Origin of the sequence: Enterococcus saccharolyticus subsp. saccharolyticus (assembly GCF_029023825.1) — a bacterium.
Taxonomy (GTDB): domain Bacteria; phylum Bacillota; class Bacilli; order Lactobacillales; family Enterococcaceae; genus Enterococcus_F; species Enterococcus_F saccharolyticus.
This window is the reverse complement of sequence record NZ_CP118957.1, coordinates 2,056,444-2,078,188: the sequence shown is the minus strand read 5'-3', so window position 1 is coordinate 2,078,188 and position 21,745 is coordinate 2,056,444. Positions and strand designations below refer to the sequence as shown.

At 38.3% G+C, this 21,745-nt stretch carries 24 protein-coding genes; 22 read left to right on the top strand and 2 right to left on the bottom strand.

Going from position 1 to position 21,745, the window contains the following annotated elements; translation table 11 throughout:
• The first annotated feature begins 193 nt into the window (after nt 1-193).
• From PYW32_RS10640 to PYW32_RS10630, 3 genes are all read left to right on the top strand, one after another.
• Entirely contained in the window at nt 194-1,042 is an 849-nt protein-coding gene (locus PYW32_RS10640) for a MurR/RpiR family transcriptional regulator (RefSeq protein ID WP_016174309.1), read from the top strand.
• A 14-nt stretch (nt 1,043-1,056) separates the two neighbouring features.
• Complete coding sequence (gene rfbB, locus PYW32_RS10635) at nt 1,057-2,055, top strand: dTDP-glucose 4,6-dehydratase (protein WP_016174310.1); 999 nt, start codon at nt 1,057-1,059, stop codon at nt 2,053-2,055.
• Nucleotides 2,056-2,284: 229 nt separating this feature from the next.
• Nucleotides 2,285-2,863, top strand: coding sequence for a VanZ family protein (locus tag PYW32_RS10630; RefSeq protein ID WP_016174311.1), 579 nt, complete (start codon nt 2,285-2,287; stop codon nt 2,861-2,863).
• Nucleotides 2,864-2,893: 30 nt separating this feature from the next.
• Here the strand turns inward: PYW32_RS10630 and PYW32_RS10625 are convergent, their stop codons facing one another.
• The gene (locus PYW32_RS10625) at nt 2,894-4,003 is read right to left on the bottom strand and encodes a GGDEF domain-containing protein (protein ID WP_016174312.1); all 1,110 of its coding nucleotides are present in this window, start codon (nt 4,001-4,003) and stop codon (nt 2,894-2,896) included.
• 112 nt (nt 4,004-4,115) lie between these two features.
• A complete protein-coding gene (locus tag PYW32_RS10620) occupies nt 4,116-4,928 on the bottom strand; it encodes a hypothetical protein (RefSeq protein WP_016174313.1) in 813 nt (270 codons plus the stop codon).
• Between the two features lie 180 nt (nt 4,929-5,108).
• On the opposite strand from PYW32_RS10620, the gene PYW32_RS10615 reads away from it, so the two are divergent.
• From PYW32_RS10615 to efp, 19 genes are all read left to right on the top strand, one after another.
• On the top strand, nt 5,109-5,588 hold the full coding sequence (locus tag PYW32_RS10615; protein ID WP_016174314.1) for an RNA polymerase sigma factor: 480 nt from the start codon (nt 5,109-5,111) through the stop codon (nt 5,586-5,588).
• 78 nt (nt 5,589-5,666) lie between these two features.
• On the top strand, nt 5,667-5,873 hold the full coding sequence (locus PYW32_RS10610; protein ID WP_016174315.1) for a DUF1659 domain-containing protein: 207 nt from the start codon (nt 5,667-5,669) through the stop codon (nt 5,871-5,873).
• A 17-nt stretch (nt 5,874-5,890) separates the two neighbouring features.
• A complete protein-coding gene (locus PYW32_RS10605) occupies nt 5,891-6,103 on the top strand; it encodes a DUF2922 domain-containing protein (protein ID WP_016174316.1) in 213 nt (70 codons plus the stop codon).
• 51 nt (nt 6,104-6,154) lie between these two features.
• Complete coding sequence (locus PYW32_RS10600; RefSeq protein ID WP_016174317.1) at nt 6,155-6,994, top strand: glycoside hydrolase family 25 protein; 840 nt, start codon at nt 6,155-6,157, stop codon at nt 6,992-6,994.
• Between the two features lie 180 nt (nt 6,995-7,174).
• On the top strand, nt 7,175-7,747 hold the full coding sequence (locus tag PYW32_RS10595; RefSeq protein WP_245558511.1) for a DUF1361 domain-containing protein: 573 nt from the start codon (nt 7,175-7,177) through the stop codon (nt 7,745-7,747).
• A gap of 143 nt (nt 7,748-7,890) precedes the next feature.
• The gene (locus tag PYW32_RS10590) at nt 7,891-8,907 is read left to right on the top strand and encodes a lipoate--protein ligase (protein WP_016174319.1); all 1,017 of its coding nucleotides are present in this window, start codon (nt 7,891-7,893) and stop codon (nt 8,905-8,907) included.
• A gap of 10 nt (nt 8,908-8,917) precedes the next feature.
• On the top strand, nt 8,918-9,640 hold the full coding sequence (locus tag PYW32_RS10585; RefSeq protein WP_016174320.1) for an ATP-binding cassette domain-containing protein: 723 nt from the start codon (nt 8,918-8,920) through the stop codon (nt 9,638-9,640).
• On the top strand, nt 9,637-10,308 hold the full coding sequence (gene emtB / locus PYW32_RS10580; protein WP_016174321.1) for a metal ABC transporter permease EmtB: 672 nt from the start codon (nt 9,637-9,639) through the stop codon (nt 10,306-10,308). The genes PYW32_RS10585 and emtB overlap by 4 nt, the downstream gene beginning before the upstream one ends.
• An 8-nt stretch (nt 10,309-10,316) precedes the next feature.
• A complete protein-coding gene (locus tag PYW32_RS10575; RefSeq protein ID WP_016174322.1) occupies nt 10,317-11,150 on the top strand; it encodes a MetQ/NlpA family ABC transporter substrate-binding protein in 834 nt (277 codons plus the stop codon).
• A gap of 125 nt (nt 11,151-11,275) precedes the next feature.
• Nucleotides 11,276-12,028 (top strand): SDR family NAD(P)-dependent oxidoreductase, encoded by a 753-nt coding sequence (locus tag PYW32_RS10570; RefSeq protein ID WP_016174323.1) that lies wholly within the window; start codon nt 11,276-11,278, stop codon nt 12,026-12,028.
• Complete coding sequence (locus PYW32_RS10565) at nt 12,028-13,167, top strand: glycosyltransferase (RefSeq protein ID WP_016174324.1); 1,140 nt, start codon at nt 12,028-12,030, stop codon at nt 13,165-13,167. Before PYW32_RS10570 ends, PYW32_RS10565 begins: the two co-directional genes overlap by 1 nt.
• On the top strand, nt 13,160-13,780 hold the full coding sequence (locus PYW32_RS10560; RefSeq protein WP_016174325.1) for a hypothetical protein: 621 nt from the start codon (nt 13,160-13,162) through the stop codon (nt 13,778-13,780). The genes PYW32_RS10565 and PYW32_RS10560 overlap by 8 nt, the downstream gene beginning before the upstream one ends.
• On the top strand, nt 13,761-15,008 hold the full coding sequence (locus PYW32_RS10555) for a glycosyltransferase (RefSeq protein WP_016174326.1): 1,248 nt from the start codon (nt 13,761-13,763) through the stop codon (nt 15,006-15,008). The genes PYW32_RS10560 and PYW32_RS10555 overlap by 20 nt, the downstream gene beginning before the upstream one ends.
• Nucleotides 15,005-15,982: an NAD-dependent epimerase/dehydratase family protein gene (locus tag PYW32_RS10550; RefSeq protein WP_016174327.1), complete on the top strand. Its 978-nt coding sequence runs from the start codon at nt 15,005-15,007 to the stop codon at nt 15,980-15,982. The genes PYW32_RS10555 and PYW32_RS10550 overlap by 4 nt, the downstream gene beginning before the upstream one ends.
• Nucleotides 15,957-16,757, top strand: coding sequence for an MBL fold metallo-hydrolase (locus PYW32_RS10545; protein ID WP_016174328.1), 801 nt, complete (start codon nt 15,957-15,959; stop codon nt 16,755-16,757). Before PYW32_RS10550 ends, PYW32_RS10545 begins: the two co-directional genes overlap by 26 nt.
• Nucleotides 16,754-18,022, top strand: coding sequence for a F390 synthetase-related protein (locus PYW32_RS10540; protein WP_016174329.1), 1,269 nt, complete (start codon nt 16,754-16,756; stop codon nt 18,020-18,022). The genes PYW32_RS10545 and PYW32_RS10540 overlap by 4 nt, the downstream gene beginning before the upstream one ends.
• 13 nt (nt 18,023-18,035) lie before the next feature.
• Complete coding sequence (locus PYW32_RS10535) at nt 18,036-18,965, top strand: 3-oxoacyl-ACP synthase (RefSeq protein WP_016174330.1); 930 nt, start codon at nt 18,036-18,038, stop codon at nt 18,963-18,965.
• Between the two features lie 217 nt (nt 18,966-19,182).
• Complete coding sequence (locus PYW32_RS10530; protein ID WP_016174331.1) at nt 19,183-21,000, top strand: sulfatase-like hydrolase/transferase; 1,818 nt, start codon at nt 19,183-19,185, stop codon at nt 20,998-21,000.
• 125 nt (nt 21,001-21,125) lie between these two features.
• Nucleotides 21,126-21,689, top strand: a complete 564-nt coding sequence (efp, locus tag PYW32_RS10525) for an elongation factor P (RefSeq protein WP_016174332.1) — start codon at nt 21,126-21,128, stop codon at nt 21,687-21,689.
• Nucleotides 21,690-21,745 lie beyond the last annotated feature (56 nt).

The window sequence follows — 21,745 nt, the reverse complement described above, 5'->3', positions numbered from 1 at the left end:
AAAAGATTCATCGATTGGCATTGCTGCCGCGGTTGGCGCAAATTTAGATGTATTAGCGCTAAACAATGATGATCCTCAGGCGACGAAGTGTATTCATTCGGTCTGTGATATTTTGAAATATATGGATAGGTAGAGCATACGGACTGTATGCTCTTTCTTTTTTATTGTATGATGGGCGTAGGAGGAATACGAGATGAACATTTTATTTACGATTCAAAATCAATTAGAGACGTTATCTAAAACAGAGAAAAAACTTGCTGAGTGGATTTTGGGACACTCGTCAGAAGTGATTCATATGAGTGCCAAAGCGTTATCTGAAGCGGCAGGCGCGAGTCCTTCGACAGTTGTACGTTTATGTTATTCATTGGGCCTAGATGGATTTCCTGATTTAAAATTAAAACTTTCGGCAACCTTACCTCAAATCAACAAAGAATTATATTCAGATATTACTCCAGATGAAAACGTTGAGACGATTAAACACAAAATCAAATTGCGCGTGATTGATGGCATTGAAAAAAATTGTGAGTTATTGGAAAATCAAGCGATTGATGAAGTCGTTCAATTGTTAGAGCATACGGATTTGACCTATACTTACGGAATTGGCGCATCAGGAGCAGTTGCAGATGATTTTTGCCAGAAATTTTTACGAATTGGACGCCAAGTGATTTTTCGACAAGATGCGCATTTATTAGCAACAGCGATGGTCACGAATCAAAAGCCAGCGTTTCTTTTTTTAGTTTCAAATTCAGGAGAGAAGCGTGAAGTATGTAGTTTAGCCCATTTAGCTAAACAACAGGGAATTGCTGTAGTAAGTATGACTAGTCAAAAAAAATCGACCTTAGCGAAATTATCGAATATTGTCCTTCATATTGCTGACGGAGGAGAAGTACCGTTGCGTAGTTCGGCGACGAATTCATTGTTGGTACAATTGTACACCGTGGATGTTTTATTTGCGGCATATGCGTCCAGACATTATGATTTGACGATTCGTCAGTTGGAAACGACCAAACAAGCGATTGAGGTGTTGGAGCGGTATAAGTAAGGGGGAAAATGCGAATGAAACGTTTGTTAGTAACAGGTGGTGCAGGTTTTATTGGATCAAATTTTGTACGCTATGTGACTACGATAGAGCCTGATATTTATATAACTGTTTTGGATAAACTGACGTACGCAGGGAATCGAGAAAATTTAGCAAATTTAACGCAAAATGTAGAATTAGTCATTGGTGATATTTGTGATGTGTCTCTCGTAGAAAAGTTGGTTCCAGTTAACGACGCAGTGATTCATTTTGCGGCAGAGTCTCATAATGACCAATCTTTAGATAATCCTTCTCTATTCGTCCAAACCAATATTATTGGCACATATACATTAATTGAAGCTTGCCGTAAATTCAACACTCGTTATCATCATGTTTCTACTGATGAAGTATACGGTGAGTTAGCACTGGATGATCCCAAAAAATTTACGCCAGAATCTCCATATAATCCATCTAGTCCATATGCAGCCACTAAAGCAGGATCAGATTTATTAGTGAAAGCTTGGGTACGTTCCTTTGGTTTACATGCAACGATTTCGAATTGTTCAAATAATTATGGCCCTTATCAACATATTGAAAAATTTATCCCGCGACAAATTACCAATATCTTATGTGGAACGAAGCCAAAACTTTACGGTAATGGAAAAAATGTTCGTGATTGGATTCATGTTGACGATCATTCTAGTGCTGTTTGGCTCATTCTGACTCAAGGCAAAATAGGGGAGACCTATTTGATTGGCGCGAATGGAGAAAAAGATAATAAAGCCGTAATAGATTTGATTTTAGAATTAATGAATCAACCAAATGATGCGTATGAATATGTGACTGATCGTTTGGGACATGATTTACGTTATGCGATTGATGCGACAAAACTCGAACAAGAGTTAGGTTGGCAACCAAAATTTACTGATTTTCGAAAAGGGCTTTTTGAAACGATTATGTGGTATCGAGAGAATCAACAATGGTGGTTGAGAGAAAAAGAGGCTGTGGAAAGAGAATATATGAATAGAAAAAAGTGAGAGGCTACTAACTATTTGGTCTCTCACTTTTTTAGTAAATCATCGTCTTTTCTTCATAAAAACTAATCATTTAATTAATCCAAATGCAGCTATTTTTTAATATTTATTGAAAAAATGTTCGTTTGGGTGAAATAATCTTTCAAGTTTTTACTAAAATACCGCTTTTTCAATGGAAAATGCTCGCTTCTCTGCTACAATAATTACCAACTACTTTCAAGGAGGGCTGTGGATGACACGATGGATAAAAAGTATTTTGGCATTATTGGTCTCATGCCTCGTAGGAGTGGGGGTCATTCAATATATTGCCTATCCTACGCTTTTGCAGTATGAACGTTTTGTGCATGTGATGGATCGTTTTTCGTATACGAAAGAAACGTTGACGTTGTTTTTGATATTAAGTTGCTGGTTGTTTTATCTGCAATTATTATTTAAACGTTTTTCAGCTATTTATTTGTATTTGGTGTACAGTGTCTATTTGTTTTTATTATTTGTGGTGCTATTTACGAAAGCCCCGCAGTACCATACGTTTAGTTGGGATTTATTTGATTTTCTTGTGAAGGATAAGAAGACGATTTTAGAAGCGATTTTAAATGTCTTGTATTTTGTTCCTTTAGGTGGTTTGTATGGCTTAAAAGCGAAGTGGTGGGAGTTTGGTGTCATCGCGTTGCTGACGATTTTGGGAATTGAGACGATTCAGTATGTCTTTTATATTGGAACATTTGCGTTGAGTGATATTTTACTCAACTTTATTGGTTGTTTACTTGGTTATAGTATTTGTTTAGGTTTGAGAAAATTTACAGTGGTATAAAAAAACATCAATGACTCGCAGTAAGACGAATCATTGATGTTTTTTTTGATACATATGAATTTGATTTCTACCAGCATGCTTGGCTTCATAAAGGGCTTCATCTGCATATTGCATGGTTTCCATCCCGTTATACTGATGATTTTCGTTCGATTCAATCCCAACGGAAAATGTCACTGCATAATTGGCTTCTCGCAATAAGCGGTGTCTGGTTTCATAGACATTTTTGAAAAAAGTCAAATGCTTACTCGCTTGCTCTGTCGAACAATCAAAGAACAAGACGCAAAACTCTTCACCACCAAAGCGGTAGATGCTAAAGTTTTCGATGCCAATATAGGTCTCTAAACTAGTCGTTAAGAGTGCAGCAAATTCTTTTAGTATATCGTTGCCTGCATGATGGCCAAACGTATCGTTTAATTGTTTAAAATAATCTAGATCAATCATCGCCAGCGCGTAGGCTTGTTTACTGGTTTCGTAGTTCTGTAAATCCGTCCCTAATTTTTGAAAATTATAAACACCTGTGAGGGCATCTGTTTGTCCTTGTTGAATGACTTTTTTTATTTCCGCTTGTTCGGTGAGATGAATCCGGTAAAATCCCCAAAGAATGAGGGCAATCAATAAACTACCGAAATAAATCAAGGTGCTATCTAATACGGTTGAATAGGTATCACTGAAAATACTTGGAAAAATCGCAATGATTAACCATTTAAAGGTAAAGCTGAAACAAACTTTCACAACCGTTTCTAGTTGAGAAAAGCGTTTGATAACCAAGGCGAAAACAAACAAACATGCACCTAAAATGGCAATTTGGATTTCTTCATAACCCAAGGAGTAGTTTGTCGCATAATAATAAAGCGCCGTTAAGCTTGGTGTGGCTAAAAACACCCAATGCCCATATTTTGGGAAAAAATAATACGCCATCGCTGTTTCAATGACAAAAGTATAACTATAAAAACCGAGTAAACTATACGAAAATTGTAAGGTGCTATATGCGTAAACCATGTATAGAATAAATACAGTAATTGCTCGTGGTATCGGTGTTTTCACGATACTCGTCAATCGCTGCGTGATAAAAGCTAACGCAATAACGACACTTAAAAGAATAATCGGCATAATAAACAAAATGAGTGTGTATTTCTCCATAGAGCGCACCACTCCTTATTAGATTCAAACGTTTAATCATTGACAAAAACGGTTGTATATCTCAATTTAGCAATACTTTTGAAAAAATGTCAATGGAAGAAATAGCACGACGTCAAAGTTCGATGGAATACCGGCGATGAAGTTCTCGTTTGGCTTTATTTTGGCTATGAGCATCTTGAAACTTAGGGTAGTTTCGGAAAAAGTCGTGCTGATAGCCTGGGATATGTTGAAATTCGATATTTTTTAAAATTTCTCGTGTTTCAACAGAGGACGTGACATTCAAAAATTCTAATAAACTGGTGGTGCTACGGGTACCGCGGCAATCATGTTCACGTTTGATAATCGCGTGTGCAAAAAAGGCTTTTTTCATCCCTTTTTTTAAACTATCAATTTTTTTCGGTGTTGCTAAAGCAAATAAATTTTCAAAACACACAATGGTTTGTCGATTTTGCGTAATTAAAGAATGAATACGTCCAGGATTTAACCACATCGTGTCACTATCGTCTACTTTTGCGGTAGGAAACAAACTATAGTTTTGGCTAGCGACTGGTGTAAGTCGTTCCTTTTTATTCATCATATGTCCTAATACTTGGCGATAAATCGGATAGTCCACATGTTCAAGATGTTGTAACAATTTACAGACAATATGAAACGGATGGTCGTCTACTAAAAGTACATTTTCTCTGTATATGACACAAGATGCTCCCCATAATGGCCGATGAACGGGAATAATCGCATAAATTTCTTCAAAATAATCTGCTTTCGGACTCAAAGAAATATGTTCAATTAATTGATAAATATCAATGGGCGTTTGGTCAGAAACAGTTGAAAATGCTGGCAAATTCTCTAGTTTTGGTCGATATTCACTGGAAAAAATCGGAATTTTCTTTTTCTGTTTCGTATCAACACGTTTCGAATGCGCCATTTAATCAACTCCTCATAATTATTTTTTGAACAGGATTTATTGAAAGTATTATACAATAAAACGGCGGTTTGTTAAGCATTATTTGTAAAAAAATACAAATAAGAGAATTAACGTTTTTTAATTTGTTCTTTTATACTCGAACTACCTCGAGGAATTCAAACAACAAAGGAAAGAACAAGGATGAACCAACATGAATTAGAACAATTAGTCGATGATTACCAACGTTTATTTTATAAAGTATTGCGCCGATGCAGTATTTTTCCAGGACAAAATGATTTTGAAGATTATCTACAAGAGTTGCGGATTCTCTTCTTTTTACGAGCGAAGAAATACGCAACAAGAGAGCAGTTTGAAGTAGAAAACAACATTAGTTACTTGTTTCGCTATCTGTTATGGTATGTCATCGATGAAAAGCGAAAAGAACAAAAAGCAGTAACACAGGTGCAAGATGAGTTTCTTTTAGAGATCCAAGTCGATGAAACGGATTATGAAACGATTGCAGAGTTAGCCGAATTCGAAACTTTTTACCGTCAACTCAAACCCAAAGACCAACAAAAAGTCGTAGCACTATTAACGAATCATGACATCACTCGTCAAAAACGTAGTCGCTATCGCAAATACTTTCGTGATAAATTTCAATTTTTCTCCAAAAAAGTATGACATCTTTTCTTGGATTTCCGTTTATAGAAGTGTAAGGCGTACGACTTACTACACAACAAATTCAAGGAGGATGTTTTTATGAAAACACACAGTCAAACAACATTAACTGTTCAATTCACTAAAGAAGGAGAGGACCAAGCAATCAAGCAACATTTTGCCAATGTCGTTGCCGAACCAACAGAAGCACAAATTTTAGCTTTAGGGGATGTAGTTGCCAGTCTTGCCCCAGAAACGGTGACCTTAGACACAGTGATTGAAACAGTTGCCTACGAGTACAATAAATAATTGAGGAGGAACCACAGATGAAAAAATTACATTTAACATTTAAGAATGGTGAAGGAAATAGCCACAAATTGATTCCAACTGTCGCAGCAGAAAATTTAACAGAGGAACAAGTGAAAGGTACGATGCAACAATTTACAGCCCTTGATTTATTTGAAAAAGATGGGGTGGCATTGTATCAAGAAGTAGCAAGTGCCAAATATGTCGAAACAATCGAAACAGTATTGTTCTAAAAAAGTAAGCGAGGAGCGGAAGTTCCTCGCTTTTTGTAAAGGAGGGGTATAATGATACCAAAACCAGTGATTTTAGACATTAGTGAATGGCAAGTGCCAAACCAAATCAATTATGATCAATTAGCAAAACAAATAAATGGCGTGATTGTTCGTGTGCAATATGGTTCTAATTATGTCGATAACTACTATCAAACACATATACGTGAATTTCAAAAGCGTGGGGTACCAACGGCTGTTTATGCTTGGGTTCGTGGCACAAGTTATCATGATATGGAACAAGAGGCGTTGGACTTTTATACGCGAGCGAAAGCCTTTCAACCGGTCTTTTGGTGGTTGGATGTAGAGGAACAATCGATGTCAGATATGCGTGGCGGTTGTGAACGTTATCGCGCAAAGTTAAAACAATTAGGTGCGAAAAAAGTGGGTGTTTATGTCGCGAATCATTTGTATGGTCGTTTCAATTTGGATGTGACGAAATTTGATGGATTATGGGTGCCGACATATGGCCAAAACAACGGGCAATATACTGGCGCAAATCCGACCGCAACAACGGCTTATCATATTCACCAATACACGTCTTCCGGAAAATTGCTAGGATACAATGGTCATTTGGATTTAAATCGTTTAGCAAAAGGCGAATGGGCTTTTTTCTTTGGTAAAACAGCACAGAGTAAGAGCAGCAACCAATTTGAATTATCAACGGCGGTTTATTTACGTCAAGCAGCTAGTGAGAAAGCAGTTGCGATTGCTTTATTGAAAAAAGGTGAGCGTGTGCAAGTTGAAAGTATTCAGATCGCAGAAGGCTATGTTTGGGGGCAACAAAAGAGAAAAGATGGTCATTTTGGCTATTTGGCATTAGGTGAGATGATTCCGTATGGGAAATATATTTAGCAAATACCGGACATTTCCCTAAAATTTCTTTAAAAACAGCGAATCTGCTTTTTGATTTGGGAAAAACTATATTAAAATAGAAGGAAAATAAAGGAGGGATGACTTATTTATGCTTGGTTAATCCGTCTGATTACTTTAGGCACGCTCATCATCACGTGGGAAACCCACTTTGATTTTTTAGTGTTAAATACTTTCTTGGCCTACGTGCCGATTGAATGTGCGTTTCAAGTCCAACGGGCCAAAAATGGGTATGTTCAACTTGCTTTTGGTTTTATCTGGTTATTATTTTTCCCAAATATTCCTTATCTTGTGACTGACATTGTCCATGCGGATTTGTTGGGCTTATACAATAATCTAACAGGAATGAGTTTAGAAACCATTCGTGGTTGGGGGTTAATCCTCATTTTATTTCTGGTGATTTTTGCCTATATTTATTGGGGATTTATGGAATTTTTTGCATTAATGGCCGTAGCAAAAGCAAAGTTACACGTCTCGCAATGGGTAATTGGGGCAGTGGTGCCAATCATTTGTTGGTTGTCTTCCATGGCAATGTATGCTGGGAGATTTGCGCCACGCTTGCATTCGGTACATTTCTTTACTAATCCGATGTATGTGTTAGAAGTGATTTTTGCTCATTGGACGATGAAAAAATTTGAATTTATTTGTTTGTTTTTCTTATTACATGTTGGCATTATTGGCGTGTTGTGGATAACGAATGGCAGACAGCAAGAACGAAAAAACGAAGCGAAATAAACCGCTTCGTTTTTTTGTTGATTGATACAGTATTTTTATAAAATAGATACAGAAAATTATGAGCATAATTCTTGCTTATTTTTAATTTACAAGGGATTATAGAGTGTGAAATAAAATCATGAGAAAGTAAAGGTGTCTTGCTTATGCGTTATTACATCATGGAGAGTGACGATATTCGTTGGAATTTGGCAACTGAAGAACACTTAATGAATACAGCAGATGTAACAGAACCACTCCTTCTGTTATATATACAAAAACCTTGTGTTATAATCGGGCGAAATCAAAATGCGTACGAAGAGATTGATTTTAATTATTTACGTGAACATGACATTACGTTAACACGTCGTATTTCTGGTGGTGGTGCCGTGTACGACGATTTAGGAAATATGAGTTTTAGTTTTGTGACCAAAAAAGATGATACGACTTTTGGTGATTATCGTGGCGTAACGACGCCAATTTTGCATGCGCTTCAAGCGATGGGAGCGACACATGCGACAGTGGGTGGTCGGAACGATTTGTATATTGATAGTATGAAGTTCTCCGGCAATGCGATGTACACTCGTCATGGACGAACGTATTCGCACGGCACGTTAATGTATGATGTGGATTTGTCTGTATTAGATAAAATTTTGACTGTTTCAAAGGAAAAGATTGCCTCTAAAGCAACCAAATCTGTGCGTAAGAGTGTGACCAATGTCAAACCTTTCTTAGACGAACAATACCAACAACTGACGACTGCTGAATTTCGTGATGCCTTGCTGTGTCATATTTATGATGTATCGTCTGTAGCAGCGATTCAAGCACAACAATTGGTGTTAAGCGATGACGATAAAGTTGCGATTCAACAATTGTTTGAGGAACGTTATGCTAATGATGAGTGGATTTATGGGGAAGCACCAAAGTTTGAATTTAATCGACGCACAAGAATTCCGGGCGTCGGGATTGTCGACATTCATTTATCAACTGAAAAAGGACGCATTTCTGCTATCCAATTTTTTGGTGATTATTTCGGAACGAAAGACACGACTGACTTGGAACAACTTTTATTAGGAACCGTGTTTAAATATGAAGAGTTAGCCAAGACATTGGCATCCGTTGAGGTAGCTGAATATATTTTAAACTTTACCAACGATGATTTATTACAACTGTTAGTGGGTTAGGAGGCTGTGCATGTATAGATTAGAACATGTATCTAAGGTATATCAGGAGACAACAGCCTTGCAAGATATCTCGTTTTCCGTTGAAAAAGGGGAAATTGTCGGGATTGTTGGCAAAAGTGGATCGGGGAAATCCACTTTACTCCGTTTATTGAATTTATTGGAAACGCCTAGTAAGGGGCAATTATTTTTAGCAAACAAAGAAATCAATAAACTATCCAAAAAAGCGATTCAACAACAAAAACAAAAAATTGGTATGGTTTTTCAGCAGTACAATTTACTGAATAATCTCACCGTTAAAGAAAATGTGGCATTGCCATTGAAACTGATGGGTAAAAAAGACGAAGCAAATGTGATGGAACTGCTAAGTTTTGTCGGCATGAATCACAAACAAGACAGTTATCCAGCGCAACTTTCTGGAGGAGAGAAACAGCGGGTTGCTTTAGCACGTGCCTTAACCCGTAATCCAGACGTCTTGTTGTGCGATGAAGCAACAAGTTCATTAGATGAAGAAAACACTGACGATGTGATTCGTTTGTTGCAACGAATTCATGAAGAATTTCCGGTAACGATTTTCTTTGTCAGTCATGAATTGGATACAGTCAAAAAATTATGTGAACGCGTGTTAGTGATGGAAGATAGCCGCTTGTTAGGTGTGGTGGACAATCAACCAACCTATTTAAGTAAAAGCGACACTCCTTATTTGGAAAAAGTCAAAAGGAGGTTAGCGGAATGACCTTAATGGAAAACATTCAATATTATTTTCCAGAATTTATTCTTTCATTGAAACAAACAGGAACCATGATGGGCATTTCGATGACCGCTTGTTTATTGTTTGGCTTACCTTTAGGTGTGGCTTTGTTCTTATCTAATCCGAATATCAAAGGAAGTCAGCCCGTGAGTTATTGGGCCTTGAACTTTTTAATTACACTCGTGCGTTCGTTTCCTTTTTTATTATTTGTTATTACGTTGATTCCAGTGACTCGATTTATTATTGGGCGGGCGTTTGGTCCAGTTCCAGCATCGTTACCACTTAGTATCGTTGCGGTGGCGATTTTTGCTCGCTTAGTTGAGCAAGTGTTATTGGATGTGCCTGAAGAAATTCGTTTGTTGGCGGATTCGCTTGGCACGTCAAAATGGCAATACATTTGGCACTTTTTATTAGTCGAAGCAAGAAGTGGGATTGTTCTTGCGTATACAACGGCAGCAGTCAGCATGGTTTCTTATTCAACTGTGATGGGGATTGTTGGCGGTGGTGGTGTCGGTGATTTTGCGATTCGTTATGGGTACCAAAGTTATCAAACCGGAATTATGTACTTTGCAATCGTCGTGATGGTTGTCTTTGTATTTATTATTCAAATGACGGGTAATTTTATTGCTCGCAAATTAGATAAAAGAAAGTAGGAGAAGAAATGAAAAAAATTTACATCGGAGCTTTATCATTAGTAGCGGTTCTTACGTTAGCTGCTTGTGGATCATCAAACGGGGAAACAAAAAGCAGTAGCAGTGCGGATAAAACAGACAAAGTGATTAAGGTAGCTTCTCAAGCTCCTCCAATGACAGATGTGGTGAAAGTAGCAGCAGAAGTGGCAAAAGAAGACGGTTGGGAAGTTGAACTTGTGCAAGTGAACGATAACGTTGCCTACAACGATATGGTGAGCAGCAAGGAAGCCGATGCTAGTTTTGCGCAACACAAACCATTTATGGAAAAATACAACAGTGAAAAAGGCACTGATTTAGTAGCTATTCAACCAATTTACGATGCTAAAGTTGGTTTTTATTCAAAAGATTACAAAACAGTGGAAGAAATTCCTGCAGGTACCAAAGTTGCTATTCCAAACGATGTATCAAATGAAGGTCGTGCGTTAGCGATTTTAGAAGAACAAGGACTAATTAAATTAAAAGATGGTGTTGGTGTGAACGGCACAGTCAAAGATGTAGTAGAAAATCCGAAAAACTTTGAATGGTTACAAGTAGATTTATTAAACTTAGCAGAAGCATACAGCGAACCAAATGTTTCATTGGTATATAACTACCCAACCTACATTGCTAAAATTGGTTTGAAACCAGCGGATGCGTTGTTCTTAGAACAAACAATTGATCAACGTTTCTCGATTCAATTAGTTGCACGTGAAGACAACAAAGATTCAGAAAAAATTCAAGCGTTGAAAAAAGCGATGACTAGCGATAAAGTACGTTCATTCTTAGAAAACGATCATAGCGATACATTAGTACCAGCATTTTAATGAAAGTAATGCAGTTCCTTACCTTGGTGAGGAGCTGTTTTTTTGTTTTTTTATTCGCTATATTTGAATGCGTTCTCTTTTTTTGCGATAATTATAATAGAAGTTATCGAAAAGGAGGCGAGGATGTGCAAACCATTTTGATTACCGGTGCCTCTTCAGGGATTGGGCGAGCAGTAGTAGAACAGCTTGCTTCTCATGACGTAAAGCTATTACTCGTGGGGCGTAATCATGAGAAATTGCAGCAGCTTGCAAAGAATATTTCGTGTTCCACCCAACTCATTTTGTTAGACTTAACAGATTTAGAGGCGGTGAAGAAAATTCCGTTGTGTTATAAAATCAATTGTTTGATTAACTGTGCTGGTGTCGGTGAAGTGGGGGATTTTCAAGAGTTAGATTTGAGTGATGAATTAGCAGAAATCGCCACGAATTTTTTAGCGCCAATGATTCTTGCGAAGGGCTATGCGCAACAGTTTGTCAAAAGTGGACAAGGAACGATTGTCAATGTTTGCTCAACGGCGTCGCTTTATCCGCATCCTTATTTAACGAATTACGGGGCAAGTAAGGCAGCGTTGTGGCATTATTCTTTAGGTTTAACCGAAGAGCTCCGCGCGTATCCAGATATTCGCGTGGTTACAATTTGCCCGGGTCCGACCAAGACGGCATTTTTTCAAGAAAAAATGCGGGCGACGATTCAAGAAAGTAGCTTTCAAATGACTGCTGAAAAAGTCGCACAAACAATTGAAAAAAGATTGTCTTCAAAAAAGAATTATCAAATTATTGGTTACCGTAACTGGTGGCTAACCCAACTCTTATTCTGGTTGCCAAGAAATGTACGGCTAAAAATTGTCGGGAACTATATCAAAAAGGGGCGAGTGTAATGGAACTATTTTTAGGTTTAAGTCTGTGTTTTTTCTTCTTTTTTGGTTTACGTTGGTGGTTTGCGACACGTTATACGACCAAAAAAATTACTGGAGACATCAATGAACGTCAATACACTGTACTACAACCGATTTTGTCTGGTGATCCGCGTTTAGAAGAAGATTTACGTGGGAACTTAGAACAAACGACAGAGATGTTGTTTCTATGGTTAGTCGATAAAAGTGATTCCGTTGCTCAAACAGTGACACAAACCATTCTCAAAGAAGCGACATATGCAGCACGTGTCAAAGTCGTTTTATTAGATGACGTTCCTCAAGAAGTCAACCCGAAAGTCTATAAATTAAAACAAGTGATGACACAAATCACGACACCATATTTTATTGTCTTAGATGATGATTCTGTGTTTAATCGGGCTCGTTTGAATGAAATGAAACAATATGAAGCATTGACCGAAGACTTTATCGTGACCGGCATTCCCTATAATTTCGGGCAAACTGGTATGTGGTCGAAACTCGTAGCGGCCTTTGTCAACAGTAATTCCTTGCTGACGTATTTTCCGATGGCGTATGTTCATGCGAATCGCACAATCAATGGCATGTTTTATATTAGTCGAACAGAATTGTTTCAGCGTTTAGCAGTATTTGAAACTATTCAATACGAATTATGTGACGATTTAGCGGTCGCGGCCTTTTTAACGAAACATAAGGTGCAAATTATTCAAAGTCAAATACCCTGTAATGTACGCAATACTGTCGTCCAACCACAAAAATATGTTTTGTTAATGAAGCGTTGGTTGCTGTTTGCTTCAATCTATATGAAGACTTTTCCATCGCTAGCACTATTTTTCCTCGTCGTCTTGCCTGCTTTTTTACCGGGATTATTACTGTTTGTCAGCTGTTTTCTAGGTTGGCAGTATCTTTTAGGAACAGTGGGATTATTTGGGGTAAAAGCGTTGCTCTTGCGTGGGTATCGCAATCAATTCTTTGGTGTCAATGAACGGATTTCAGCTATTGGTTACGAAGTGTTGAACGATAGTTGGTTGCCATTTTTATTTCTCTATACGCTGGTTACGCCACCAATTATCCAATGGCGCAATAAAAAAATCAAAGTGACTGATGGGAAAATTCGTTATGTTTGATTTCAAACGTTATTTGACAACTTTGCAACAATTAGATGTCTTAGAGTCATTAGTGATGCCTCAATCAGTGGTTTTATTAAGCGGTAGCAGTCACTATGCCCATGCCTCACTAAGTCAGGAACAACAACAATTTTTGCAGGTTGTCCAACCGGCGGGTTATCACATTATTCCATCTAATTTTCCTTACAATCGTCAGTTTGATCACCAACAAACTCAATTTCCATCGCTTTTGCAAGCGAGTGTCAGTAATATCGCGTATTATCGACACACTTTGTGGAATACGGCGTTTCAAAAAGAACTGTGTCGGCATTTACGTCCTTTGTTTGCCTTAGAGAATATCGTATTAGTCACGCAAAGTTCAGGGCTAAATATGTTCACTCAAATAATGAGCCAAATGCCGAATAATCCTACCTTGAAACTTATTGCGCTTGGTCCCGTTGCTACCAAAGAAATGGTTCCTGCACCCAATCATTGGATTATTAAAGGGCAGAAAGATTATTATTCGCGCATCCTTGATTGCCATACGCCCACGCATATCGTTGCCTGTGGGCATCACGATTATTTGGTGTCACCCGCAGTAAAGGAGGTGCTTGATGACATTATCAAAAATTAAAGTAGATTTAGTCGCTGTGCCCTTTAGTGGTCATTTGTATCCGTTGTTAGAAATTGCCTTACCACTTTTGCAAGATAATCGGTATGAAGTGCGTGTGTTTACAGGAGTGAATAAAGTCGCGCTGGCCGAAAAATTGGGCTTTACCGTTATCCCATTCTTTCCTGATGACCCTGATAAGATGGAACGGATTGCCAATACTGAAAATCAAGTGAATGCGTATGGGATGTATCAACAATTAAAACAAAATTTGACGCTTATTCCAGAAGTGATTGATTTTTTGAAGGAAGATTTTCAAGCGCATCAAACAGATATTGTTGTGGCCGATTTTGTTGCAGTCCCTGCTGGAATTGTCTGTAATCAATTAGGGATTCCTTGGATTACGACGATTCCTACCCCGTTTGCCATTGAAAGTCAACAGACGACGCCAAGTTATTTAGGTGGGTGGTATCCACCTAAAAGCACACTTGGTAAAATCCGTGATTGGTTTGGTCGTAAAATGGTGCGTTCCTTTAAGCGTTCGGTTGTTTGGCTCTTGCGAAAACAACTGCGTCCGTATGATTTTCACTTGTACCGTCAGAAAGAAGAAACGATTTATTCCCCGTATGCTATTTTAGGTTTGGGCATGAAGGAGTTAGAGTTTCGTGATGACTTTCCAGCGCAGTTTCAATGGGCGGGACCTTGTTGTTCTTCGTTGGAAACAAGCGACATTTCTTTAGACAAAAAAGCGTATGTGTTAGTGACTAATGGTACCCATTTATTGTGGGGCAAAGAAACGCTAACCAATGTTGTTTGTCAGTTGGCGCAAAAATATCCGCAGTTTCATTTTCTGATTTCATACGGCGATGATCAACAAGAGGAAATCCAAAGATTACGAGAAAACGTCTCGGCATATAGTTACTTACCTTATGAACAAGTCTTACCACAAGTGCAATATGTCATTCATCATGGAGGAGCAGGGATTTTGTATAATTGCATTAAGTATCAACGACCTGCATTAATTTTACCGCATGACTACGATCAGTTTGATTATGCTGTGCGAGCAGAATTAGCAGGCGTAGCGGAAGTTGCTAACCGTCAAAATTTTCAAGAAATCGAAGCTAAATTTCAGCACTTGGTGACCCGTGAATGGTCTGCATTAGCGAAACTGAGCCAACAATGGTCGACGTATCAACCGAGTCAATGTTTAATCAAGGAAATTCAGCGCCTAAAAGAAGGTGAAGATAAATGAAAGTATTAGTAACCGGAGCAACCGGTTTTTTAGGAAAATATGTGATTGAAGAGCTGGTCAATCATCGCTATGAGGTCATTGCTTTTGGTCGCAATGAAACCATTGGACAAGGTTTGGAAGGGCCACACGTGACTTTTATAAAAGGAGATTTTGTTCAGTTTGATGAGATTGAGCAGGCGCTTCGAGGCGTGGATGCGGTAGTTCACGCGGGTGCCTTATCGACAGTTTGGGGTAAGTGGCAAGATTTTTATGAGACAAACGTGGTTGGTACCGAGCATGTCCTAAAAGCTTGTGAGCAACATCAAATCCAAAAAGTTGTCTTTATTTCTTCTCCAAGCATTTATGCTGCTGAAAAAGACCAATTGGATTTACGTGAAGAGGATGCACCTCACACCAATAATTTGAATTTCTATATTAAAAGTAAATTATTGGCAGAAGCCAAAATCAAACAGTATCGCAGCGTACCGAGTGTCGTTTTACGTCCACGAGGCTTGTTTGGTGTAGGAGATACGAGCATTATTCCGCGTTTGTTACGTGTGCATCGCAAAATTGGCATGCCGTTGTTTAATGACGGACAACAATTGGTCGATGTGACGTGTGTCGAAAACGTGGCGTTGGCTATTCGTTTAAGTTTAGAAAACCCGTTGGCAACGGGTCAAGTGTATAATATTACCAATGGTGAACCACGAGCATTTAAAGCTATTTTGGATGAATTATTAGCCGAGTTAAAGTTAGAACAAAAATATGTAGCACTCAATTTTCCACTGATGCTTGGTTTGTCTGCTAGTTTTGAAAAAATATATCAATGGTTGGGAATTACGAAAGAACCCTTGTTTACGAAGTATACGATTTTCTTGTTGCGTTATAGTCAGACACTTTCGATTGAACGCGCACAACGTGAATTAGGGTATCGACCAAAAATGACAATTAGTGAGGGGATTCGAAAATATGCAGCCCATTATCGAAGAAATTAGTTATTTTGCTTGTGGTTCTTGTACGAATCACTTGCATTGGATGTTTAAAGGAGCACCAAAAGAAACGCGAACTTTTCCAGCAGGTGTTTTTTTAATCAAGCATCGCACGCAAGGATATATTCTTTATGATACGGGTTATTCGACAGCGTTATATCAAAATCGTTGGAAATATCGCTTGTATCGTCAAATCAATCCGATTCAAGTGACAACTGATCAACTGATTGACCACCAATTACGTCAGCGCGGAATTCAACCAGAAGACATTCGTTGGTTGATTGTTTCGCATTTGCATCCTGACCATATTGGACGGCTGAACTATTTCCCTAACGCGACCTTTATTATGACTAAATCAGCCTTTCAGCAGTTAAAGCAAGCGAGTTTGAAAGTGTTGATTTTCAAAGAATTCTTACCAACTGATTTTGAAGAGCGTACGATTGCGATTGAACCTAATCAGCAACGAAGCGCATTTCCGTATCAGCCCGTTGCTGATTTATTTGCAGATAATAGTTTGTTACTGTCAGCTTTTGATGGACATGCGTTAGGTCAAGGTTGTGTGTTTTTACCTGAAAAGAACTTGTTTTTAGCAGCGGATATTTGTTGGGGAATGGATTTATTAGCAAAAACCAACGATTTAAAGCCGATACCTCGTTTGATTCAAGATAATATGCACGCGTATCGTCAAAGTTGTGCCGTTTTGCAGCAAATACAAGCGGACGGAATTGCGGTTGTGGTCAGTCATGACAGTGAAGAGTGTATCAAGGAAGTGTTGGCATGAATAAATTGAAAATGGTTCTTCCGTTTATCCAAGCGCGTTGGTTTCGTCGTTTTTCTTCTCGGCAAGCACTCGCACGTTATCAACAAAAAGCGCTCGAAAAGCAATATGCGTATATGCGAACGCACTCGCCGTATTATCGGCAATTGCCTAAGGATGAATCTTTTCCCTTTATGGATAAACAATTTATGATGACACATTTTGATGAATTAAATACCCAAGGAATCAAAAAAGAAGAGGCGCTTGCTTTTGCGTTAGCTAGCGAGAAAACACGTGAATTTAATCAAGATTATCAAGGTCTTTCGATTGGGTTATCTTCAGGGACTTCTGGACATCGGGGAATTTTTATCACAACAGAAGCCGAACAAGCACTATGGGCAGGGACGGTATTAGGTAAAATGCTTCCTAAAGGCAACCTTTTGGGCCATAAGTTGGCATTCTTTCTACGAGCAGATAATCAACTCTATCAAAGTATTAATTCTCCAGTGATTGAATTGGCCTATTTTGATACCTATCATCCATTGGCGGAACATGTCGCTCGTCTGAATAAGTATCAACCAACGATTCTAATTGCACCAGCATCAATGTTGGTGGCCTTAGCCCAACAAATCGAAGAAAAAAATTTAGCTCTCCACGTGCAACAAGTGATTTCGGTAGCCGAAGTGTTGGAAGAAACGGATCGTGACTATTTAGCAGCTATGTTTGACTTGCCAATGATTCATCAAATCTATCAATGTACAGAAGGTTTTTTAGGTTGCACCTGTTCCCATGGCAACTTGCATTTGAATGAAGATATTGTGTACATTGAAAAAGAATTCATTGATGAGCGTCGATTCTATCCGATTGTGACGGATTTTAAACGAACGTCACAGCCGATTATTCGCTATCGCTTAAATGATATTTTAGTTGCTGCCAATGAACCTTGTCCGTGTGGTTCCGTTTTTCAACGCATTGAAAAAATTGAAGGACGTGCTGACGATATATTTTTGTTTGAAGGGAAAAATGAGACGACTGTGTCAGTCTTTCCTGATTTTATCCGTCGTTGTTTGTTATTTGTTCCAGATATTCGTACGTATCAAGTGACGCAACACAGTCCGAGGTTAGTGGAGATTGCTGTTGATCAATTAACCGAACAACAAAAGCAACAAATCCAAGAAGAGTTTCAAAATTTAGCAGAAGACTTAAAATTTACTTGCCCGCAACTGACCTTTAGTGTCTATGAATGGAACCCACGCATCAAATTAAAGCGAGTGGCACGTAATTTTTAAATGAGGTGAAGAGATGAATCATGTAGAAATTAAAGGGTATGGCACCAGCTTACCAAAACAAACGGTCCAATTTGAAGGACAAACGCGTTATCGTGTTTCTGGTGAAGAGACACAGTTACGTTTAGCAGTAGCAGCCAGTGAACAAGCTTTACAAAAAGCAAACTGTACAATCAATGACGTAGACTGTATCGTTGCCGCAAGTGCGGTGGGTATTCAACCAATTCCTTGTACGGCTGCATTGATTCATGAGCAATTGGCACAGGGGTTAGATATTCCAGCGATGGATATTAATACGACATGTACAAGTTTTGTGACTGCATTGGATATGGTTTCCTATTTAATCGAGGCCGGTCGTTATCAAACGGTTTTGATTGTCGCTAGTGAAACTGGTTCATTAGGCTTGAATCCTCAACAAAAAGAAAGTTATGAATTATTTAGTGATGGGGCGGCAGCGATGGTCATCAGTCGTACTAAGGAAGAAAAAGGCGTGATTTATAGCTTGCAACGAACATGGTCAGAAGGTGCGCATGCGACTGAGATTCGTGGTGGTTTAACGAATTTTCATCCGAAATTTTATCACGAATCAACAAAAGAAGAATATATGTTTGATATGCAAGGGCCTAAAATTTTGTCATTGACGATTAAAAAGTTACCCGCCATGTTTCAAGAATTTTTAGCAAGTAGTGCCTTAACGCTCGCAGACATTGATCAAGTGATTCCGCATCAAGCCAGTCGAGCGATGCCTTTATTAATGAAGAAATTGGGCATCCAGCTAAATCAATATATGGATTTAGTCGATGATTATGGAAATATGGTTTCTGTATCTATCCCGTTTGCGTTATGTAAAGCCTTCGATGAAGGGCGCGTGCAGTCAGGCGATACCGTTGTATTGTTAGGCACAGCTGCCGGATTGACAACCAATATGTTGGCTTTGAAAATATAGTTGTGTAAAAAAACGTTGCGTGATTGATGACCTCGCAATGTTTTTTGTGTCTTAATAATTGATTAAGAATGTTATATTTTCACATTCTTGTTAGACGAAAGAACAAGAACGTGCTAAAATTCGTTTCGATAAGGTTAAGATTTGATTACGTAGGAGAAACTATCTCAATGCCTATGTTATAATGAAAGATAACAGAATAATCAAAGGAGGATGTCACATGCTGATTGGATTGATTATTTTATTCGGATTTGTCGTAAAATATGCTCCTTCAACAAAAAAAGCACGTCGTTTAAGCGGTCTCTATATAGCATTTATTTATCTGTCATCAATTTTTTTCTTCTATAATCAAGCGAGTATTTCTTGGGATTGGGGCAATGTCTTTCTCCCTTTGACAGGGTTACCAGCAAGTGCCCTGATTGTCGGAGTAAGTACACTTTGCATCATGGCTGTGATGGGGTATTTTTTTCAGCTAGTTCAGTCTAGACGGATTACCAAAGTGTATGCGTTAACGCGTCGAAATTGGGTGGCTTTTTTATTGTCAGCCGTTTTAATTTTTAGTGGAGCATTGGCATATTCGAGTAGTTGCTGGGCGATGAATGGTATTGGCAATATGCGTTTTGACCAAATTGTTTTTGCGATGACGCAACCGTTAAAAGGTAGTGACCCAGGTCAGATTCAAGCCTTTATTTTACAACCATTATTGGAAGCTGTGTTATGGAGCACGCCTTTAATTTCTTTGATGTATCTCTTTATGACTTGTAGTGTTCAATTGGGTCGTAAGTCCATTCGTCGTCGGGTGTTATCGACCCGTTTGGTATGGATGTTAGGTCTATTTGGCTTAGTTTTTGGGATTTCAATGAGTGCCAAAGAAATTGGGTATGCAGATATCAAAGCGTATTATTTTGAGAATACCGAAATTTACGAAAACAATTATGTTGATCCAAAGAATGTGGAATTGAAATTCCCGAAAGAGAAACGTAATTTGGTGTATATTTTCTTAGAATCCATGGAAAGTAGCTATATGTCGACCGAATTAGGTGGGAGTCAAAAACAGAATTTATTACCAAATCTATCGAAATTATCACAAACAGAAGGCATTCATTTTTCAAATACGAGCCAAGTTGGTGGTGGGATGTTACAAGTTCCGGGTGCTAATCAAACGGCAAGTTCGATGGTTGCACAAACTTCTGGCGTACCTTTGCGTCCATCTGCGAGTTTTGGTTTGTCGGATGGTTCAGGAGCCAATAGTGCAGAGTATTTCCCAGGTGCGTATTCGTTAGGGGAAATTTTAGATAAAGAAGGCTATAACCAAACCCTATTAATTGGTTCAAAAGCGGAATTCGCTGGTCGTGATAAATATTTCCAACAGCATGGAAATTATGAAATTCGTGACTACCACTGGGCGATTGAACAAGGCTTGATTCCAGAAGATTATTACGTTTGGTGGGGCTATGAAGACAATAAGTTGTTTGATTTTGCGAAAGATACATTGAATGAATTATCTGCCAAAGACGAACCGTTTAACTTTACGATGTTGACCGCAGACACGCATTTTGAAGATGGCTATGCAACTGAAGAAACCCCCGATTTGTTCGGCGATCAATACAGCAATGTGATTCATGAGTCAGATCGTCAACTAATGGCGTTTTTATCATGGATGAAAGAACAACCATTTTACGAAAATACGACTGTCATTCTATGTGGCGATCATCTAACGATGGATAGTGATTTCTTTGATGAGTTAGATCCAGAATATCAGCGAAGTGTCTTTAATTTATTCTTAAATACCAACAAAAAAACGGTGAATAATCAAAATCGTCAATTCAGTGCGATGGACATGTTTCCAACTACTTTATCGGCACTGGGCGTGAAAATTTCTGGGAATCGTTTGGGCTTAGGAACCAATCTTTTTTCTAAAGAACCAACGATTATTGAAAAATTAGGGTATGATACGTTTGAGTCGGAATTGATGAAACGTTCGAAATTCTATGATGAAAAATTAATTATGAATAACCCCACAACTGAATCAGAATAGCACGACTCTTCTTGTGAGAAACAAGAAGAGTTTTTTTTGTTATTTAGTCAACAATACTAGCTTATTTGATAGGCTTCTGCTAAAATGGAAAAGGACGATTTTAAGAACAAAGGAGACGTTAAAACATGATTTCAGCAAGCGATTTAAGAGCTGGTAATACTTTTGTACAAGACGGTAAATTAATTAAAGTTTTAGATGCAAGTCATCACAAACCTGGTAAAGGAAACACTGTTATGCGTATGAAGCTAAGAGATGTACGTACTGGTGCAACATACGATACGACTTTCCGTCCAGATGAAAAATTTGAAAAAGCGCATATCGATACAAAAGGTGTACAATATTTATACACAATGGACGACACAGCATTTTTCATGGATTTAGAAACATATGACCAATATGAACTACCAGTTGATACTGTGGAAGAAGAAATGAAATATATCCTAGAAAACATGGAAGTAAAAATTCAATTCTTTGGTTCAGAAGTAATCGGTATTCAATTACCAACAACAGTTGTTTTACGTGTGGAAGAAACACAACCATCAATTAAAGGTGCAACTGTTACAGGTTCTGGTAAACCAGCAACAATGGAAACTGGCTTAGTTGTCAACGTACCAGATTTCATCGAAGCAGGCGAATTATTAGAAATCAATACAGCAGAAGGTACTTACGTCAAACGTGCTGGTAAATAATCAAACAAACGTTAAGTAGCAGAAGCTGCTTAACGTTTTCTTTTTGAGGAGGAAAA

Coding starts and splice junctions, on each gene's coding strand:
- PYW32_RS10640 (WP_016174309.1), top strand. CDS start 194: ATGAACATTTTATTTACGATTCAAAATCAATTAGAGACGTTATCTAAA.
- rfbB (WP_016174310.1), top strand. CDS start 1,057: ATGAAACGTTTGTTAGTAACAGGTGGTGCAGGTTTTATTGGATCAAAT.
- PYW32_RS10630 (WP_016174311.1), top strand. CDS start 2,285: ATGACACGATGGATAAAAAGTATTTTGGCATTATTGGTCTCATGCCTC.
- PYW32_RS10625 (WP_016174312.1), bottom strand. CDS start 4,003: ATGGAGAAATACACACTCATTTTGTTTATTATGCCGATTATTCTTTTA.
- PYW32_RS10620 (WP_016174313.1), bottom strand. CDS start 4,928: ATGGCGCATTCGAAACGTGTTGATACGAAACAGAAAAAGAAAATTCCG.
- PYW32_RS10615 (WP_016174314.1), top strand. CDS start 5,109: ATGAACCAACATGAATTAGAACAATTAGTCGATGATTACCAACGTTTA.
- PYW32_RS10610 (WP_016174315.1), top strand. CDS start 5,667: ATGAAAACACACAGTCAAACAACATTAACTGTTCAATTCACTAAAGAA.
- PYW32_RS10605 (WP_016174316.1), top strand. CDS start 5,891: ATGAAAAAATTACATTTAACATTTAAGAATGGTGAAGGAAATAGCCAC.
- PYW32_RS10600 (WP_016174317.1), top strand. CDS start 6,155: ATGATACCAAAACCAGTGATTTTAGACATTAGTGAATGGCAAGTGCCA.
- PYW32_RS10590 (WP_016174319.1), top strand. CDS start 7,891: ATGCGTTATTACATCATGGAGAGTGACGATATTCGTTGGAATTTGGCA.
- PYW32_RS10585 (WP_016174320.1), top strand. CDS start 8,918: ATGTATAGATTAGAACATGTATCTAAGGTATATCAGGAGACAACAGCC.
- emtB (WP_016174321.1), top strand. CDS start 9,637: ATGACCTTAATGGAAAACATTCAATATTATTTTCCAGAATTTATTCTT.
- PYW32_RS10575 (WP_016174322.1), top strand. CDS start 10,317: ATGAAAAAAATTTACATCGGAGCTTTATCATTAGTAGCGGTTCTTACG.
- PYW32_RS10565 (WP_016174324.1), top strand. CDS start 12,028: ATGGAACTATTTTTAGGTTTAAGTCTGTGTTTTTTCTTCTTTTTTGGT.
- PYW32_RS10560 (WP_016174325.1), top strand. CDS start 13,160: ATGTTTGATTTCAAACGTTATTTGACAACTTTGCAACAATTAGATGTC.
- PYW32_RS10555 (WP_016174326.1), top strand. CDS start 13,761: ATGACATTATCAAAAATTAAAGTAGATTTAGTCGCTGTGCCCTTTAGT.
- PYW32_RS10550 (WP_016174327.1), top strand. CDS start 15,005: ATGAAAGTATTAGTAACCGGAGCAACCGGTTTTTTAGGAAAATATGTG.
- PYW32_RS10545 (WP_016174328.1), top strand. CDS start 15,957: ATGCAGCCCATTATCGAAGAAATTAGTTATTTTGCTTGTGGTTCTTGT.
- PYW32_RS10540 (WP_016174329.1), top strand. CDS start 16,754: ATGAATAAATTGAAAATGGTTCTTCCGTTTATCCAAGCGCGTTGGTTT.
- PYW32_RS10535 (WP_016174330.1), top strand. CDS start 18,036: ATGAATCATGTAGAAATTAAAGGGTATGGCACCAGCTTACCAAAACAA.
- PYW32_RS10530 (WP_016174331.1), top strand. CDS start 19,183: ATGCTGATTGGATTGATTATTTTATTCGGATTTGTCGTAAAATATGCT.
- efp (WP_016174332.1), top strand. CDS start 21,126: ATGATTTCAGCAAGCGATTTAAGAGCTGGTAATACTTTTGTACAAGAC.